This is a genomic window from Streptomyces sp. NBC_01465, from assembly GCF_036227325.1.
Lineage (GTDB): Bacteria > Actinomycetota > Actinomycetes > Streptomycetales > Streptomycetaceae > Streptomyces.
Genome location: NZ_CP109467.1, coordinates 5,499,624 through 5,516,916, shown reverse-complemented (window position 1 = coordinate 5,516,916; position 17,293 = coordinate 5,499,624). Strand labels below are relative to the sequence as shown.

At 66.6% G+C, this 17,293-nt stretch carries 13 protein-coding genes; 5 read left to right on the top strand and 8 right to left on the bottom strand.

The features are described 5' to 3' along the window. Window positions 1-59 precede the first annotated feature (59 nt). Entirely contained in the window at window positions 60-1,691 is a 1,632-nt protein-coding gene (locus OG707_RS26015) for a peptide ABC transporter substrate-binding protein (protein ID WP_329122344.1), read from the bottom strand. 311 nt (window positions 1,692-2,002) lie between these two features. On the opposite strand from OG707_RS26015, the gene OG707_RS26010 reads away from it, so the two are divergent. Continuing rightward, window positions 2,003-2,539, top strand: coding sequence for a hypothetical protein (locus tag OG707_RS26010; RefSeq protein ID WP_329122342.1), 537 nt, complete (start codon window positions 2,003-2,005; stop codon window positions 2,537-2,539). A 63-nt stretch (window positions 2,540-2,602) separates the two neighbouring features. Here OG707_RS26010 and OG707_RS26005 read toward each other — a convergent pair whose 3' ends face one another. From OG707_RS26005 to OG707_RS25975, 7 genes are all read right to left on the bottom strand, one after another. After that, complete coding sequence (locus OG707_RS26005; RefSeq protein WP_329122340.1) at window positions 2,603-3,724, bottom strand: ABC transporter ATP-binding protein; 1,122 nt, start codon at window positions 3,722-3,724, stop codon at window positions 2,603-2,605. Continuing rightward, window positions 3,717-4,772, bottom strand: a complete 1,056-nt coding sequence (locus tag OG707_RS26000) for an ABC transporter ATP-binding protein (RefSeq protein WP_329122338.1) — start codon at window positions 4,770-4,772, stop codon at window positions 3,717-3,719. Before OG707_RS26000 ends, OG707_RS26005 begins: the two co-directional genes overlap by 8 nt. Window positions 4,773-4,783: 11 nt before the next feature. Beyond that, a complete protein-coding gene (locus OG707_RS25995; RefSeq protein ID WP_329122336.1) occupies window positions 4,784-5,725 on the bottom strand; it encodes an ABC transporter permease in 942 nt (313 codons plus the stop codon). Continuing rightward, on the bottom strand, window positions 5,718-6,644 hold the full coding sequence (locus OG707_RS25990; protein WP_329122334.1) for an ABC transporter permease: 927 nt from the start codon (window positions 6,642-6,644) through the stop codon (window positions 5,718-5,720). The genes OG707_RS25995 and OG707_RS25990 overlap by 8 nt, the downstream gene beginning before the upstream one ends. A 154-nt stretch (window positions 6,645-6,798) precedes the next feature. After that, on the bottom strand, window positions 6,799-8,424 hold the full coding sequence (locus tag OG707_RS25985) for a peptide ABC transporter substrate-binding protein (RefSeq protein WP_329122332.1): 1,626 nt from the start codon (window positions 8,422-8,424) through the stop codon (window positions 6,799-6,801). Between the two features lie 432 nt (window positions 8,425-8,856). Beyond that, complete coding sequence (gene typA, locus OG707_RS25980; protein WP_329122331.1) at window positions 8,857-10,728, bottom strand: translational GTPase TypA; 1,872 nt, start codon at window positions 10,726-10,728, stop codon at window positions 8,857-8,859. A 283-nt stretch (window positions 10,729-11,011) separates the two neighbouring features. Further along, the gene (locus tag OG707_RS25975) at window positions 11,012-13,069 is read right to left on the bottom strand and encodes an ABC transporter family substrate-binding protein (protein ID WP_329122329.1); all 2,058 of its coding nucleotides are present in this window, start codon (window positions 13,067-13,069) and stop codon (window positions 11,012-11,014) included. Between the two features lie 307 nt (window positions 13,070-13,376). On the opposite strand from OG707_RS25975, the gene OG707_RS25970 reads away from it, so the two are divergent. Genes OG707_RS25970 through OG707_RS25955 form a run of 4 tightly spaced genes read left to right on the top strand, consistent with a single transcriptional unit; the run spans window position 13,377 to window position 17,229 of the window. Beyond that, window positions 13,377-13,664, top strand: coding sequence for a hypothetical protein (locus OG707_RS25970; RefSeq protein WP_329122327.1), 288 nt, complete (start codon window positions 13,377-13,379; stop codon window positions 13,662-13,664). A 17-nt stretch (window positions 13,665-13,681) separates the two neighbouring features. After that, window positions 13,682-14,500, top strand: coding sequence for a hypothetical protein (locus tag OG707_RS25965; RefSeq protein ID WP_329122326.1), 819 nt, complete (start codon window positions 13,682-13,684; stop codon window positions 14,498-14,500). Continuing rightward, window positions 14,501-16,456 (top strand): fumarate reductase/succinate dehydrogenase flavoprotein subunit, encoded by a 1,956-nt coding sequence (locus OG707_RS25960; RefSeq protein ID WP_329122324.1) that lies wholly within the window; start codon window positions 14,501-14,503, stop codon window positions 16,454-16,456. It abuts the gene before it with no gap. After that, a complete protein-coding gene (locus OG707_RS25955; RefSeq protein WP_329122322.1) occupies window positions 16,453-17,229 on the top strand; it encodes a succinate dehydrogenase/fumarate reductase iron-sulfur subunit in 777 nt (258 codons plus the stop codon). Before OG707_RS25960 ends, OG707_RS25955 begins: the two co-directional genes overlap by 4 nt. Window positions 17,230-17,293: the final 64 nt, after the last annotated feature.

Sequence of the window (17,293 nt, the reverse complement as noted above, 5' to 3'; positions counted from 1 at the left end):
GATAACGACGAGGGCGGCAGCCCGGCCGGAGTCCGGCGCGAGCTGCCGCCCCGCTGGCGTCAGTTGACCTTGATCTCGTTGTAGACCGGGACGCTGAACGGGTTCAGCGCGACGTTCGAGACGTTGGTCGAGTAGCCGGCGCTGCCGTTCTGGTACCAGAGCGGGATCGCGCCCATGTCGTCCCGGAGCACCTCTTCGGCCTGCTGGAAGAGGGAGACGGCCTTGGCCGTGTCCGACTCGGCGTTGGCCTCGTCGACGAGCTTGTCGAACTTGGGGTTGGTGTAGAGGCCGTCGTTGGACGAGGCGTTGGTGTAGTAGAGCGGCTGCAGGAAGTTCTGGATCAGCGGGTAGTCCATCTGCCACCCGGCCCGGAACGGACCCGTCATCTTGTGCTGGCCGATCTTGTTGCGGAAGTCGGCGAAGGTGCCGGTCGGGTCGCCGACGCACGCGTTGTCGTTGCCCAGCGCGTTGTTGATGCTGTTGCAGACGGCGTCGACCCAGTCCTTGTGGGAGCCGGTGTCCGCGTTGTACCCGATCTTCAGCTGGCCGCCGGGGATGCCGCCGCCCTCGGCGATCAGCTTCTTCGCCTCGGCCGCGTTGTACGTGCAGCCGTCGCCGCAGAGCCCTTCCTTGAAGCCGCCTTCCTCGCCGAGGACGGGTGAGGTCCAGTCGGTGGCCGGGGTGCGGGTCTTCTGGAAGATCGTGTCGGTGATCTGCTCGCGGTTGATCGCCATCGACAGGCCCTTGCGGACCTTGGCCGCGCCCGGCGTGTTCCATTCCTTGTCGTAGAACGGGAAGGCGAGCGTCTGGATGATGCCGGCGGGGGTGTTGATGTAGCGGTCGCCCAGGTCGCTCTTGACGTTCTTGAGCTGGGTGGCGGGGACGTCGTCGACGAGGTCGAGGTTGCCCGCGATCAGGTCGGTGTAGGCGGTGTTGTTGTCGGTGTAGACCTTCAGGTCCACGCCGCCGTTCTGTGCCTTGTCGTCGCCCGGGTAGTCGTCCCACTTGCGCAGGCTCATCTGCGAGCCCTTGGTGTACGAGTCCACCGTGTACGGGCCGTTGCCGATGGGCTTGGAGAGCCACGCGGCGTGGTCGTCGTAGAAGGCCTTCGGCAGCGGGGCGTAGGCCGCGTAGCCGAGCGTGTCCGGGAAGGTCGAGAACTTCTGGTTGAGCTTGACCGTGAACGTCAGGTCGCCGGTGACCTTGAGGCCGGAGAGGGCCGGCTCGGTCGCCGCACCGGAGTCCGGGTGGACCTTGTCGTAGCCGTCGATGTAGCCGAAGAAGTAGGCGTTCTTCTGGTTGTTCTTCAGCTGGGCGCCGTAGTTCCAGGCGTCCACGAAGGACTTGGCGGTGATCTTCTCGCCGTTGGAGAAGGTCCAGCCGGGCTTGACGGTGATGGTGAAGTTCTGCGAGTCCGAGGTCTCGATCTTCTCGGCGAGCATGTCCTTGGCCTCGCCGGTCTTCGGGTCGTACCGCTTCAGACCGCGGAAGAGCATGTCGAGGACCTTGCCGCCCTGGACCTCGTTGGTGTTCGCCGGCTCCAGCGGGTTCTGCGGGTCGCCCCACGAGGAGCTGACCACCCCGTCGCTGCCACCGCTTCCGCCGCTGTCGCCCCCGCCGCCGCAGGCGGTCGCCGCAAGGGCTACGACGACCGCGCATGCGGTCCACTTGGCGTGCGTGGCTCCGCGCATGGAGTGCCTCCTGTTGGGTTCCCAAGTCTCACTTAGGCCCCAATATCACCCTATGCGTCTGCTGATGCACGTTTAGGTACCTCGTTCGGCTTACACCCCGGCAGGTGGGCCCCTCCGGCACGCGAAAGAATTGTGGCGGATTCCCTCCCTCCGAATTCACCAAAACATTGAAATTCGCAGAGGGACCTCAGTTCTTGCTCAAGTCGCTCCCCCGTTCCCCCACCGGACCCCATTCTTGACGTGTCCGAGTCACCGGGCCCATCGAATGGGAGACCACCGGGCGACTCCGTCTTCAAGGGGGAAGACCGCATATGAGACGCATTGCAAGCGCTGCGCTCGCCACAGCAGTTCTGGGGGCGGGAACTGTCGTACTCGCCGCCACACCCGCATCCGCCCACCCGGACTGCGAATCCAACCACTACTACTACGCGATCTCCGGCAAGAAGACGGTGTGGAAGGCCACCAACGTCCACAGCGACTGGGCCCGCAAGGGCGTCACCATCAGCTACGCGAAGAACAAGACCGGCACCTGGACGGCGACCGGCACCGCAACCGTCGGCGCGGACGCCGGTGTCATCTTCGCCAAGGTCTCGACGTCGTTCTCCGTCTCCGTCGGCAAGTCCTGGGCGAAGTCCGACACCTGGACGTACTCGGCCACGGTGGGCAAGCCCCCGGCGGGCAAGTCCAAGGGACGCCTGATGATGTACCACGAGGCCAAGGGCTTCACCGTCACGAAGTACCACTACCTGCCGAACTCGACTTCCTGCTACAAGAGCAATGTCTACAAGAAGTCCGGCACGGCGCCGGTCAAGAGGAACAACAACCTGTGGGCCATTCAGTACAGTTGATGTAACAACTAAAGGCGCCCCAGACCGAATTCGGTCTGGGGCGCCTTTAGTTGAGGAGGTTGCTTACGCCGCGTGGACGACGTCCTTCTCCTCGGCGAAGTGGCACGCCGACTCATGGGCGGCCGGGGTGTCGACGCCCTTGAAGCGCTCCGGGATCGCCAGCAGCGGGGTGTCGACGGAGCAGCGCTCCTCGGCCTTCCAGCAGCGGGTACGGAAGCTGCAGCCGGACGGCGGGTTGGCCGGCGAGGGGACGTCACCGGTGAGGATGATCCGCTCGCGGCCCTCGCGGGCCTCCGGGTCGGGAACCGGCACGGCCGAGAGCAGCGCCTGGGTGTACGGGTGCGTGGGGTGCTCGTAGATCTGCTCGTCCGAGCCGATCTCCGCCATCTTGCCCAGGTACATCACGCCGACGCGGTCGGAGATGTGCCGGACGATCGACAGGTCGTGCGCGATGAAGATGTAGGAGAGGTTGAACTCGTCCTGCAGCTTCTCCATCAGGTTGATGACCTGAGCCTGCACCGAGACGTCCAGGGCGGACACCGGCTCGTCGCAGATGATGATCTCGGGGTTGAGCGCGAGGCCGCGGGCGATGCCGATGCGCTGGCGCTGGCCGCCCGAGAACTGGTGCGGGTAGCGGGTGATGTACTCGGGGTTCAGACCCACGACGTCCATCAGCTCCTGCACCTTGCGGCGCCGCTCGCCCTTCGGGGCCACCTCGGGGTGGATGTCGAAGGGCTCGCCGATGATGTCGCCCACCGTCATACGGGGGTTGAGCGAGGTGTACGGGTCCTGGAACACCATCTGGATGTTCCGTCGTACGGCCTTCAGCGCGCGCCCGGACAGCTTGGTGATGTCCTGGCCCTTGTAGAAGACCTCGCCCGCGGTCGCCTTCTCCAGCATCATGAGCAGCTTGGCGACCGTGGACTTCCCGCAGCCCGACTCACCGACGATACCGAGGGTCTCGCCCTGGTGGAGGTCGAAGGAGATGCCGTCCACGGCCTTGACCGCGCCGACCTGCCTCTTGAAGACAATGCCGGTGGTCAGCGGGAAGTGCTTGACCAGGTTCCGCACCTGAAGGATCGGCTCGCCCCGGTCCACGGGGGCGTCGAGCACAGCCTCGATCTCGGTGTCGGTCGTAGCGTCGGCCACGTCCACCTTCGCGAGGTTCGGCGTCGCATCAGCCATGGATCTGCTCCTTCCAGAAGTGGCACGCGCTGCCGCGGCCCGGCAGCTCCGTGCCGTCCTGCTCGGTCACCTGGGCCAGGACCGGGGAGTCCGTACGGCAGATGTCCGTGGCCTTCGGGCAGCGCGGGTTGAAGGCGCAACCGGAGGGGACCTTGAGCAGGTTGGGCGGCAGCCCCTTGATCGCGTACAGCTCCTGGCCCTTCTGGTCCAGGCGCGGGATCGAGTCGAGCAGACCACGCGTGTACGGGTGCGCCGGGCGCTTGTAGAGCTCGTGCACGGGGGCGGTCTCGACGATCCGGCCCGCGTACATGACCGCGATCTTGTCCGCGACGTCGGCGACGACGCCGAGGTCGTGGGTGATCAGGATCAGGCCCATGTTGTACTCGCGCTGCAGCTCGGCCAGCAGGTCCATGACCTGGGCCTGGACCGTCACGTCGAGCGCCGTGGTCGGCTCGTCCGCGATGATCAGGTCCGGCTCGAGAGCCAGCGCCATGGCGATCATGATGCGCTGGCGCATACCGCCGGAGAACTGATGGGGGTAGTCGTTGACGCGTGCCGCGGCGGCCGGGATCTTGACCTTGTCCATCAGCTCGATGGACTTGGCCTTGGCCTGCTTGCGGGACATGCCCTGGTGGACCCGGAACATCTCGCCGAGCTGATAGCCCACGGTGAGCACCGGGTTGAGCGAGGACAGCGCGTCCTGGAAGATCATGGCGACCTTCTGGCCGCGGATCTTACGACGTTCCTCGCTGGACATCTTGAGCATGTCCTGGCCCTGGAACAGGATCTCGCCCTGCGGGATCTTCCCCGGGGGCATGTCCAGAATGCCCATGATCGCCTGCGCGGTCACGGACTTGCCGGAACCCGACTCGCCCAGGACGGCGAGGGTCTCGCCAGGCGCGACGGTGTAGTTGACACCGTTCACCGCCTTGACGACACCGTCACGGGTGTGGAACTCGACGTGCAGGTCACGGACTTCGAGAAGCGGCGTACTGCCGTCGCCGCCCTGCCTCGGGGAGGGAATCGCGGTCTGATCAATGGTGGTCATGTACGCCCTCCTCAGCGCATCTTGGGGTCGAAGGCGTCACGGACCACGTCGCCGAGCGCGATGAACGCCAGCACGGTGATGCTGAGGATCGCGGCCGGGAAGAGCAGTGCGTGCGGTGAGGTGAGGAACCGGTCCTGCACATCGCTGATCATCAGACCCCAGGAGATGTTGGGGTGCTGGATGCCGATGCCGAGGTACGAGAGTGCCGCCTCGGCCGAGATGTAGACACCGAGGTTCATCGTCGTGATGACGATGACCGGGGCGAGCGTGTTCGGCAGGATGTGCCGGAACGCTATTCGCTTGGTGTCGGCACCGAGCGCGCGCGCCGCCATGACGTAGTCGTTGTGCTTGTTGACGATCACTTCACCGCGCATGATGCGGAACACCTGCGGCCAGCCGAGCACGGCCATGATGAGCGAGACCGTCCAGGCGTCGCCGCCGCCGAGGATCGACATGATCAGCAGCGCACCGACGATGAGCGGAAGCGCCGAGAAGACCTCGGTGATGCGGGACAGGATCGAGTCGATCCAGCCGCCGCGCAGACCCGCGATGATGCCGATGAAGCCACCGATGAAGGTGGTCATCAGCGTCGTGACGACACCCACGATGATCGAGTTCCGGGTGCCCCACATGGAGCGCGTGTAGATGTCGCAGCCCTGCAGGTCGTAGCCGAAGAGGTGACCCGACGACGGCGGTTCCATCGAGTTCTGCAGCTGGCAGAAGCCGTCGCTGAACGGCGAGCGCGAAGTGAACAGTTGAGGCACGATCGCGATCACCAGCAGCACCAGGATGATCGTGCCGGCCATGAGGAACATCGGCCGCGTACGCAGCTCGATCCAGCCGTCCCTGAGCAGGCTCGCCTGCCGCGCCTCGTCCTTCGCCTCGGCCTCGGCGGTCTGTGCCGCCGTGGAGCCGTCGGCCGGGACGGACTTCTCCATGGTCTTCTCACTCATAGCGGATCCTCGGGTCGAGCACTGCGTAGAGAAGGTCTACGACGATGTTGGTCACGAGATAGACCAGGACGATCAGGGTGGTCAGTCCGACCACGACTGGACGCTCACGCAGGTAGACGGACTGAGCCAACTGCCCGCCGATGCCGTTCAGGTTGAACAGCTTCTCCGTGATGATCGCGCCGCCCATCAGGGCACCCAGGTCGAAACCAAGGAAGGTGACCACGGGGATGAGGGAGTTGCGCAGCGTGTGGATCCCGATGACACGGCGCATCGGAAGGCCCTTGGCGATCGCCGTACGCACGTAGTCCGCACGGATCGACTCCGACATGCTCGCGCGGGTCAGTCGCGCGATGTACGCCATCGAGGTCGATGCCAGCACGATCGCCGGGAGGATGTAACTGGTCGGCCAGCCGTCCTCGACCCCCGCCACCGGCGTGATCTTCAACTTGACGCCGAGCTCCAGCTGCAGCACGTTGCCGAGCACGAACACCGGGATCGAGATGAGCAGCAGGGTGCTGATCAGGACGAGGTTGTCAAGGAACTTGCCCTTCTTCAGGGCTGCGAAGATACCGGCGACGATCCCGACGGCCGCTTCGATGCCGAACGCGGTGAGCGCGAGCTTCAGCGTCACGGGGAAGCGCTCGGCGACGATGTCCGAGATCTGCCGGCCGGTGTAGGTCGTCCCCAGGTCGCCGGTGAAGACACCGCTGATGTAGTGCCAATACTGAACGATCTTGGGGTCGTTGAGGTGGTACTGCTCGCGCAGAATCGCCGCGATGTTGGGGTCGGCGCGCTTCTCGCCCGCCAGGGCCTGGATCGGATCGCCCTTGAGGGCGAAGACCAGGAAGTAGATCAGAAACGTAACGCCTATCAGTACAGGGATCGCCTGCAAGATGCGGCGCACGACGAATCGGCCCATCGGTTCTCCAGAGGGGTGCTGCTGCGTCCGCTGCCGGGATGAGGGGTGGCAGAACGGACGGCGGACGGCAGGAAGGGTGGGTAGGGGGAACCCGTTTCTGGACTCCCCCTGCCCACCCTCAGCCCGCTACTTCACGGGACTGGATCGCTCTTGCTCAGCTGAGCTTGACGGTGTCCCAGAGGACCTGACCGCCGGCGATCTTCATCGACTTGATCTTCGAGCTGTATCCGGCGTTGAGCTTGTAGAAGTACACCGGGATGTACGGCATCTCGTCCAGGAGGACGTCGTCCGCCTCCTGGTACTTCTTGATGGCCGCTTCCGAAGTCGTCGCCTGGTCGCCGTCCTTGAGAAGCTGCTCGAACTTCTCGTTGGTGTAGCCGGCGTAGTTGGAGCCGTTCGCGATCGCGTCCTTGGAGAAGATCGGACGGAGGTAGTTCTCCATGTTCGGGTAGTCCATGTTCCAGCCCATACGGAAGGCGCCACCGTACTTCTTGGCGTCCAGGTCGTTCAGGATGGTCTGGAACTGCTCGAACGGCTTGGCCGTGACCTTGATGCCCAGGTTCTGCTGGATCTGGTTGGCGACAGCCTCGATCCAGCCCTTGTGGTCACCGTCGGCGTTGTAGCCGATCTCCAGGGTGTCGTTCGGCAGGCCGCCGCTCTTCTTGTAGAGCTCCTTGGCCTTCGCCGCGTTCAGGGTGCAGGCGTCGCCGCACGCGCCCTGACGGTAGCCCTCGATGATCGGGCTGATGAAGTCGTCGGCCGGCATGCGCGAACCGAGGAAGATCTTGTCCGCGATCGTCTTCCGGTCGATGGCCATCGAGATGGCCTTGCGCAGGTCCTTGTTCTCGAAGGCCTTGTTGTACTTCAGCGGGAAGCCGATGTAGCCGACGCCGGAGTCCGACTCGTCGATCGCGCGGCTGCCGAGGTCGTTCTTGTACGTGGCCAGACCGGACGTCGGGATCGAGTCGTCGATGTCCAGGTTGCCCGCGACGAGGTCCTTGTAGGACGTGTCGGAGTTCGAGTAGATCTTGAAGTTGATGCCCTTGACCGCGTACGAGGAGGCGGTCGGGTACTTGTCGTACTTGACGACGGAGATCGACTCGTTGTGCTTGAACGAACCCGACATCTTGTACGGACCGTTGCCGATCGGCGCCTCGCCGAACGCCTTCGGGTTGTCGTAGAAGACCTTCGGCAGGGGCGCGAAGCCGTAGAACGACAGCTGCGTCGGGAACGCCGAGAACGGGGCGTCCAGGGTCACCTGAAGCGTGGTGTCGTCGACGGCCTTGAGGCCGGACATCGCCTTGGTGGTGACCTTCTTCTTCTCACCCGGGTTCAGGTCCGTGTAGCCCTGGATGTGGGAGAACATCGCGTTGGTCTGCTGCGCGTTCTCCTGGTTGGCGCCGTAGTTCCAGGCGTCCACGAAGGACTTGGCCGTGACGGCCTCACCGTTGTGGAAGGTGTAGCCCGGCTTGAGCTTGATCGTCCAGACCTTGGAGTCCTTGGTGTCTATGGACTGCGCAAGGTCGTTGACGACCTCGTTCTTCTCGTTGAGCTTGGTAAGACCGGTGAACAGCGTGGAGATGACCTCGGCGCCCTCGGTCTCGTAGGTGTTCGACGGGATGAGCGTGTTCTGCGGCTCACCGATCTCCATGGAGACGATGCCGTTGCTCTTCGAGCCCGTCGAGCCCTTGCTGTCACTTCCACCGCCGCCACAGGCAGTAGCGGCCAGGGCGACGATGGTCGCGCCCACGACCCACTTGGCGCTCTTGGCACCGCGCATGGGTTCCTCCTCATGAGTCCACTGATCTAACAAGAAGGGCCTTGGACCGTCGCCGACACCCCTGCAGGCGATGGCACCCAAGTGCCCTGAGTGTGCTCGTGAGTCGACACTCCCCAAAGTGGTTGACCCATTGACCCGAGCTCAATGAGGCAACTATTAAGTACGACCAGGCTGTAAACCACACTTAAAGGGTCTCGGTTTGACAACATCAGTCGCACGCGTAGACCCGAAATCCGGACAAACCAAGCCGAGACAGACACGCACGAAACGGACTGTTAACACGCCATTCGGAGAGCGACGGTCGATATCCGGACGCTTCGCCAGTTAAAAGCGGTTGACGAAAGGCCCGGACCCTGCCATCAGGTGATGGCAGGGTCCGGGCCTTCAGTACATATCTGACAGGGCGTCAGCGCCCTGAGTCGGAGCTCCGGGTCAGCGCTTGGCGCGCGAAGCCGTACGACCGCGCTCCTTGGCGTCCAGGACGACCTTGCGGATACGCACGGTCTCCGGGGTCACCTCGATGCACTCGTCGTCGCGGCAGAACTCCAGGGACTGCTCCAGGGAGAGCTTGCGCGGGGGCACCACGTTCTCCGTGTTGTCCGCGGAAGCCGCACGCATGTTGGTGAGCTTCTTCTCCTTGGTGATGTTCACGTCCATGTCGTCGGAGCGCGAGTTCTCACCGATGATCATGCCCTCGTAGACCTCGGTGCCGGCCTCCGTGAAGATGACACCTCGCTCCTGGAGGTTGATCATCGCGAAGGGGGTCACCGAACCCGAACGGTCCGCCACCAGCGAGCCGTTGTTACGGGTGCGCAGCTCGCCGAACCACGGCTCGTGGCCCTCGAAGATGGAGTGCGCGATGCCGGTGCCGCGGGTCTGCGTCAGGAACTCCGTACGGAAGCCGATGAGGCCGCGGGACGGCACGATCCACTCCATGCGGATCCAGCCCGAACCGTGGTTCGTCATGGTCTCCATACGGCCCTTGCGGGTCGCCATGAGCTGCGTGATCGCGCCCAGGTGCTCCTCGGGCGAGTCGATCGTCATGCGCTCGATCGGCTCGTGCAGCTTGCCGTCGATCTGCTTGGTGACGACCTCGGGCTTGCCGACGGTCAGCTCGAAGCCCTCACGGCGCATCTGCTCGACCAGGATGGCCAGCGCGAGCTCACCGCGGCCCTGGACCTCCCAGGCGTCCGGGCGCTCGGTGTCGAGGACACGGAGCGAGACGTTACCGATGAGCTCCTTGTCCAGGCGGTCCTTCACCTGGCGGGCGGTGACCTTGTGGCCCTTGCCGCCCTTGCCGACGAGCGGCGAGGTGTTGGTGCCGATGGTCATGGAGATCGCGGGCTCGTCGACCGTGATCAGCGGGAGCGCGATCGGGTTCTCGGGGTCGGCCAGGGTCTCGCCGATCATGATCTCCGGGATACCGGCGATCGCGCAGATGTCGCCGGGACCGGCCTTCTCGGCCGGCTTGCGGGTGAGCGCCTCGGTCATCAGGAGCTCGGTGATGCGGACGTTGGACATCGTCCCGTCACGCTTGATCCAGGTGACCGTCTGGCCCTTGCGCAGCTCGCCCTGCTCGACGCGGCAGAGCGCGATGCGGCCGAGGAAGTTGTCGGCGTCCAGGTTGGTGACGTGGGCCTGCAGCGGGGCGTCCTCGTCGTACTCCGGGGCCGGGACCGTGGAGAGGATCGTCGAGAAGAACGGCTCCAGGCTGTCGCTGTCCGCCGGGACCGTGCCGTTCTCCGGCTTGGTCAGCGAGGCGACGCCGTCACGGGCGCAGGCGAAGACGATCGGGAACTCGATCTGGTCCTCGTCGGCGTCCAGGTCCAGGAACAGGTCGTAGGTCTCGTTGATGACCTCGTCGATCCGGGAGTCCGGGCGGTCCGTCTTGTTGATGCAGAGGATGACGGGCAGGCGGGCGGTGAGCGCCTTGCGGAGCACGAAGCGCGTCTGCGGCAGCGGGCCCTCGGAGGCGTCGACCAGCAGGACGACCGCGTCGACCATCGACAGGCCGCGCTCGACCTCACCACCGAAGTCGGCGTGGCCGGGGGTGTCGATGATGTTGATGGTGATGACGTCGCCGCCATCCTTGGGGTGGTACTTGACGGCCGTGTTCTTGGCCAGGATCGTGATGCCCTTCTCACGCTCCAGGTCGTTCGAGTCCATCATGCGGTCGTCGAGGGACTCAGCGGCGTGGGCGGCGAAGGCACCGGCCTGCTTGAGCATGGCGTCGACCAGAGTGGTCTTGCCGTGGTCGACGTGGGCGACGATGGCGACGTTACGGATGTCGTGGCGCGTGGGCATGCTGGCTAGCGCTTCTCTCGATCGTGGGATGCGGCGTTGCCTCGTGGTCCTGAGTACGCCCACCGGGCGGACGCGCCACGGCTATGTCCCATGGTACGGGGCCCGCGCGTCGGGGGCTTCCCGGGCAATCGTTACCGGCCGTATCGGGCGAGAAAAAGCAGGGTGGGGGGATGGAGCTGCCCTCGGGTCAAGAGGTGGGAACGACCTTGCCCGCCGGGGTGGCCGGCGGGCAAGGGTATTGAGCTCGATCTGAGCTTCGGGGCTGCTCAGGACTGCTGCGGGACTACTTGGTGAAGCCGATGTCCTGGTAGCGGGGGGTCTGGAAGCCGAAGGCCCCGGCGTTGGCGACGTTCCGCTTGGCGGCCACCAGCTGGGGGCGCTGGTAGAGAGGGATCGATCCTGCAGCTGCCCAGATCCGCGCGTCGGCCTGTTCCATCAGGTCGCGGGACGCCTTCTCGTCCAGCTCGCCGACCGCCTGGTCGAACAGCTGGTCGATGTGGTCCGTACCGACCCGGGTGTAGTTCTGCTCCACCGTGAGCGAGCCGTCGGCGGCGGGCTCGGGCTTCGCGTAGATCGGGCGGGCGTCGGTGGCCGGGTAGGCGGTGGTGGGCCAGGAGTAGAGGGCCAGGTCGTAGTCGCCGGAGGCCACGTGGTCCTTGAAGTAGCTGTCGTCGTCGACCTTGGTGACCTCGGTACGGATCCCGATCGCGTCCAGCATCTGCGTGATCCGGTCGCCGGTGGCGCGCAGCGTCTCCGAGCCGGGGCCCGAGGGGAGCACGAAGCGCAGGGTCAGGGGCTTGCCGTCCCTGGTGAGTACGTTCGAGGGGACGCCGCCGGCCGGGGCGCGGGTGCCAGTGGGTGCGTACGCCCCGTCGACCCGGTGGCCGTGGCTGTCGGTGTGCCTGCCGTCGTGCCGCTCGTCCTGCTTGCCGTCCTGCTTGCCGTCCTGCTTGCCCTCCGGGGCCGCCGTGCTGCCCGCCTTGGCGCCCTCGGGCTTGGCGGTGGCGACGGCGCCGCCCTGCTTCCAGCCCGCGTCGGCCAGCAGGGCCTGGGCCTCGTGGGTGTCCTGGTCGCCGAGCGCGTCGCTGTTGTCGGCGTACGCCTCCTGGCCGGCCAGGGCGAGGTGGCTGCCGGGTGCCTCCGCGGGCAGGCCCAGCGGCTTCAGTACGTCGGCGGCGAGCTCCTCGCGGTTCAGGGCGCGGGCGACGGCGCGGCGTACGCGCTCGTCGCTGAGCGGTCCGGTGCTGCCGTTCAGCGCGAGCTGGGTGTAGGCGGGCTCGAGGGACTTGCGGAGGGCGTATGCGCGCAGGTTCGTCTGCTGGGTGTCGTAGACCTTGATGGCCGCCTGCGTCTGCTTGCGGGCCTTGCGCGCGGCCTCGGCCTTCTCCTCGCCGTCGGAGCCGTGCGCCACCGCCCAGGAGCGCAGGGCGCTGACGGGGGTGATGGCGGCGGCGGGCCCGCCGGTGACGCCGGCGTTCTTGTCGTCGGCGGCCCGGGTGATCCGGTCGGCGGCCGCGGCATCCACGTCGGCGAGGTCGAGGGTGCCCTTCTCCAGGGCCGCGGAGCGCTTCTCGCGGGCCACCGCGGTGAGGACGAGGGAGTCGAGCTTGGCGGGCGTGCCCCACCAGCGCGGGTTGCGTACGAGGGTGGCGGTGCCGTCCTGGCGGTCCACTTCCTTGATCTGGAAGGGGCCCGCGGTCTCCTTGAGCGCCTTGCGCGCCGCGTCGTTGAAGGCGGTCGGGGAGCCCATGACCTCCTTCGGGTACAGCGGCGAGAAGAGGGAGCGCCAGTCCGCGTACGGCTTGTCGAAGGTCACCTTGACCTCCAGGTCGTCGGCGCCCCGCTCGATCTTCTCGATCCGGTCGTAGCCGGCGTTGCGCGCGGTCCAGTACGAGGAGTCCTTGCCGCTGAGCGCGCGCCACTGGGCGACGAAGTCGGGGGCGCCGATCTCGCGTCCGTCGCTCCAGACCGCCTTCTGGTTGATGCGGTACAGGACGACCTGCTTGGGCTCGCTGGTGACGATCTTGGCCGACTCCAGGTAGTCCGGGTTGGCCTGCGGGCGGCCCTTCGCGTCGAGCGTGAAGAGGCTGGGGAGCACGGCGCCGGTGATGCGGGTGGTGGTGGCGTCGGCGTCGGCCTGGAACGCGTTGAGCGTCTCGGGCATCGCGTCCACGGCCCAGCGCAGCGTGCCGCCGTCGGCGACCTGTGCGCGGCCTGCGGGGGCGACGTCCTGGGGGGCGGCGGGGGTGGAGTCGGCGTCGTCGCCGGCGCCGCAGCCGGCCAGGGCGATTACACCAGTGGTGAGGAGCGCGAGGGAGCGCAGGCGCTTCGCTCTGGACATGGCTGGACCTCCGGGGGGCGGGTACCGAAATAGACCGGATTCTTCGCTTTTGGTGGCATTTGAAGCTGATCACACGTATTGCCTATTCACTGAAAGGGGCGAGTGGTGGGGGGTGTGGGAGGCACGCGCGGCGGCGACAGGAACCCACCCGTGCGGCCTACACGGGGGCGGAGGGGCTGGATTCTGCGCTGCGCGCCCCTTCGCGCTACCGGAATCCGTGCACGTCCCTTCACAAGTGGCGATGTGACGCGCGACACTCTCCGACGCGCGAGCGTTGCCATCCGCACCGGCGGAAGTGAGGCAAGTCATGTCCCTGCAGGACGATTTGACGGCGGTTCAGCGCTGTCTCGACGATCTGGCCCGTTCGGTCGGGCGGGTGGAGCAGCAGGTCGGCGGCGGCCTGGAGATGCGTCGCGTACGCACCGACGCCGCCCATCTCCGCGAATCCCTCGCACTGCTGCGCGACTCCGTACCGCGGGACCGCCCCCTGGACGGGGTCGGCCTGATCACCATTCCTGACACCCCCTACGACACGGCGCTGTGGACGGACTCGGACGACGAGGGTCTCGGCGCGCGCGATCGGCACGCACCCTGACGTCTCTGGAGTCCTCGTTGGCCACAGGTACGGAACCCCAACCGCTCACCGGCGTGCACGACCCGTCGCGCGCCGCGATCGCTCCACGCCATCTGCGCACGGACCGCTGGTGGCTCTCGCCCGCGCTGACCGCCGCCGGGCTGCTCGCCTTCGTCGTCTACTCGACCTGGCGCGCCTTCGCCGACAGCAACTACTACTCGGCGCCCTACGTCTCGCCGTTCTACTCGCCCTGCCTGGCGGACAACTGCGTCCCCATGCGGCACGGCCCCAACTGGGACCTCTTCGGCAGCTGGTGGGGCCTCTCCCCCGCCCTGCTCATCCTGGTCTTCCCGCTGGGCTTCCGGCTGACCTGCTACTACTACCGCAAGGCCTACTACCGGGGCTTCTGGGCCTCGCCCCCGGCCTGCGCGGTCGCCGAGCCCCACACGTCGTACAGCGGCGAGACCAGGTTTCCGCTGATCCTGCAGAACCTGCACCGCTACTTCTTCTACGCGGCGATCGTCGTCGCCGGGATCCTCACGTACGACACCGTGCTCTCCTTCCGCGACGAGAACTACCAGTGGGGACACATGGGTCTCGGGAGCGTCGTCTTCCTGGTGAACATCGCGCTGATCTGGGCGTACACCGTCTCCTGCCACTCCTGCCGGCACATCATCGGCGGGCGGCTGAAGCACTTCTCCAAGCACCCGGTGCGGTACCGGCTGTGGGGGTGGGTGGGAAAGCTGAACGGCCGTCACATGCAGCTCGCCTGGGCCTCGTTGATCAGTGTGGGGCTCGCCGACTTCTACGTGTATCTCGTTGCTTCCGGTGTCTTCGACGATCCGAGGTTCTTCTAGATGACTCAGCTCGACCGGCAGGAGTGGGACGTCGTCGTGGTCGGCGCGGGCGGCGCCGGGCTGCGGGCGGCGATCGAGGCGCGGGAGCAGGGTGCCCGTACCGCCGTCATCTGCAAATCGCTCTTCGGCAAGGCGCACACCGTCATGGCCGAGGGCGGGATCGCCGCCTCCATGGGCAATGTGAACTCCAACGACAGCTGGCAAGTGCACTTCCGGGACACGCTGCGCGGCGGGAAGTTCCTCAACCAGTGGCGCATGGCGGAGCTGCACGCACAGGAAGCTCCCGACCGGGTCTGGGAGTTGGAGACCTGGGGCGCGCTCTTCGACCGTACGGACGACGGGCGGATCTCCCAGCGGAACTTCGGCGGGCACGAGTACCCGCGGCTCGCCCATGTCGGCGACCGCACGGGACTTGAGCTGATCCGCACCCTGCAGCAGAAGATCGTGTCGCTGCAGCAGGAGGACAAGAAGGAGTTCGGGGACTACGAGGCGCGCCTGAAGGTCTTTCAGGAGTGCACCGTCACACGGGTGTTGAAGGACGAGGACGGCCGCGTCGCCGGGACCTTCTGCTACGAGCGCGAGTCCGGGCGCTTCTTCGTGCTCGAAGCGCCGAGCGTCGTCCTGGCGACCGGCGGCATCGGAAAGTCCTTCAAGGTCACGTCCAACTCGTGGGAGTACACGGGCGACGGGCACGCCCTGGCGCTGCTCGCGGGGGCGCCTCTGCTCAACATGGAGTTCGTGCAGTTCCACCCGACGGGCATGGTCTGGCCGCCCTCGGTGAAGGGGATCCTCGTCACCGAATCCGTGCGCGGCGACGGCGGCGTGCTGCGCAACTCCGACGGCAAGCGCTTCATGTTCGAGTACATCCCGGACGTCTTCAAGGAGAAGTACGCGGAGTCCGAGGAGGAGGGCGACCGCTGGTACGACGACCCGGACCACAACCGGCGCCCCCCTGAGCTCCTCCCCCGCGACGAGGTCGCCCGCGCCATCAACTCCGAGGTCAAGGCGGGGCGCGGATCGCCGCACGGCGGGGTCTTCCTGGACGTCTCCACCCGGATGCCGGCCGAGCGGATCAGGCGCCGACTCCCGTCCATGTACCACCAGTTCAAGGAACTGGCGGACGTGGACATCACGGCGGAGGCGATGGAGGTCGGGCCCACCTGTCACTACGTGATGGGCGGCATCGCCGTCGACTCCGACACCGCGGCGGCCGTCGCCGTACCGGGGCTGTACGCCGCCGGGGAGGTCGCCGGCGGGATGCACGGCTCCAACCGGCTGGGCGGGAACTCGCTCTCCGACCTGCTCGTCTTCGGGCGGCGGGCGGGGCTGCACGCGGCGACGTACGCGGCAGCCCTCATCGGGGCCGGCACCCGGCCCCCGGTGGACGACGCGCAGATCGACGCCGCGGCCGCCGAGGCGCTGCGGCCCTTCAGTGCGGAGGAGCCGGAAGGGGGCCTGTCGTCCGAGGGGACCGTCGCGGAGAACCCGTACACCCTCCACCAGGAACTCCAGCAGACGATGAACGACCTCGTCGGCATCATCCGGCGCGAGGGCGAGATGGAGCAGGCGCTCGACAAGCTCGCCGATCTACGGGTACGGGCCCGGCGCGCCGGGGTCGAGGGTCACCGGCAGTTCAACCCCGGCTGGCACCTGGCGCTCGACCTGCGGAACATGCTGCTGGTCAGCGAGTGCATCGCGCGGGCCGCGCTGGAGCGGACCGAGAGCCGCGGCGGGCACACCCGGGAGGACTTCCCGGCCATGGACCGCGACTGGCGTCCGGTCAATCTGCTCTGCCAACTGGCCGATCCCACCGGGGGGTTGGCGGCCACCGATCCGGTGCTCGGGCAGATCGAGCTCGTACGGAAGAAGACCGTGGCCATCCGTCCCGACCTCCTCGCTCTCTTCGAGAAGGAGGAGCTGGTCAAGTACCTCGCCGAAGAGGAGCTCTACGAGTGAGCGGTTCATACAAGGCCGAATTCAGGGTGTGGCGGGGCGATGCGGACGGGGGCGATCTGCAGGACTACACCGTCGAGGTGAACGACGGCGAGGTCGTCCTCGACATCATCCACCGGCTGCAGGCGACCCAGGCCTCCGATCTGGCGGTGCGCTGGAACTGCAAGGCGGGCAAGTGCGGTTCGTGCAGCGCGGAGGTCAACGGGCGGCCGCGGCTGATGTGCATGACGCGGATGTCCACCTTCGAGCGGACCGACGTCATCACGGTCACCCCGCTGCGGGCCTTTCCGGTTGTACGGGACCTGGTGACGGACGTCGGGTTCAACTACACGAAGGCGCGGGAGATCCCGTCGTTCGTGCCGCCCGAGGGTGTCGCGGCCGGTGAGTACCGGATGCAGCAGGTGGACGTGGAGCGGTCGCAGGAGTTCCGCAAGTGCATCGAGTGCTTCCTGTGCCAGGACACCTGCCACGTGGTGCGCGACCACGAGGAGAACAAGGACGCCTTCGCGGGTCCGCGCTTCCTGATGCGCGTCGCCGAACTGGACATGCACCCGCTGGACGCGGCGGACGAGGCCGGGCTCGACCGGAAGCGGACGGCGCAGGAGGAGCACGGGCTCGGGTACTGCAACATCACCAAGTGCTGCACGGAGGTCTGCCCCGAGCACATCAAGATCACCGACAATGCGCTGATCCCGCTGAAGGAGCGGGCCGTGGACCGGAAGTACGACCCGCTGGTCTGGCTCGGGAACAAGATCGGGCGGCGCGGATCGGGGTGAGCCGGCACGGGGCTTGCTTGCCCGCTGGTCGGATCCATGCCTAGGGTTGAATGCGCTTTCATGC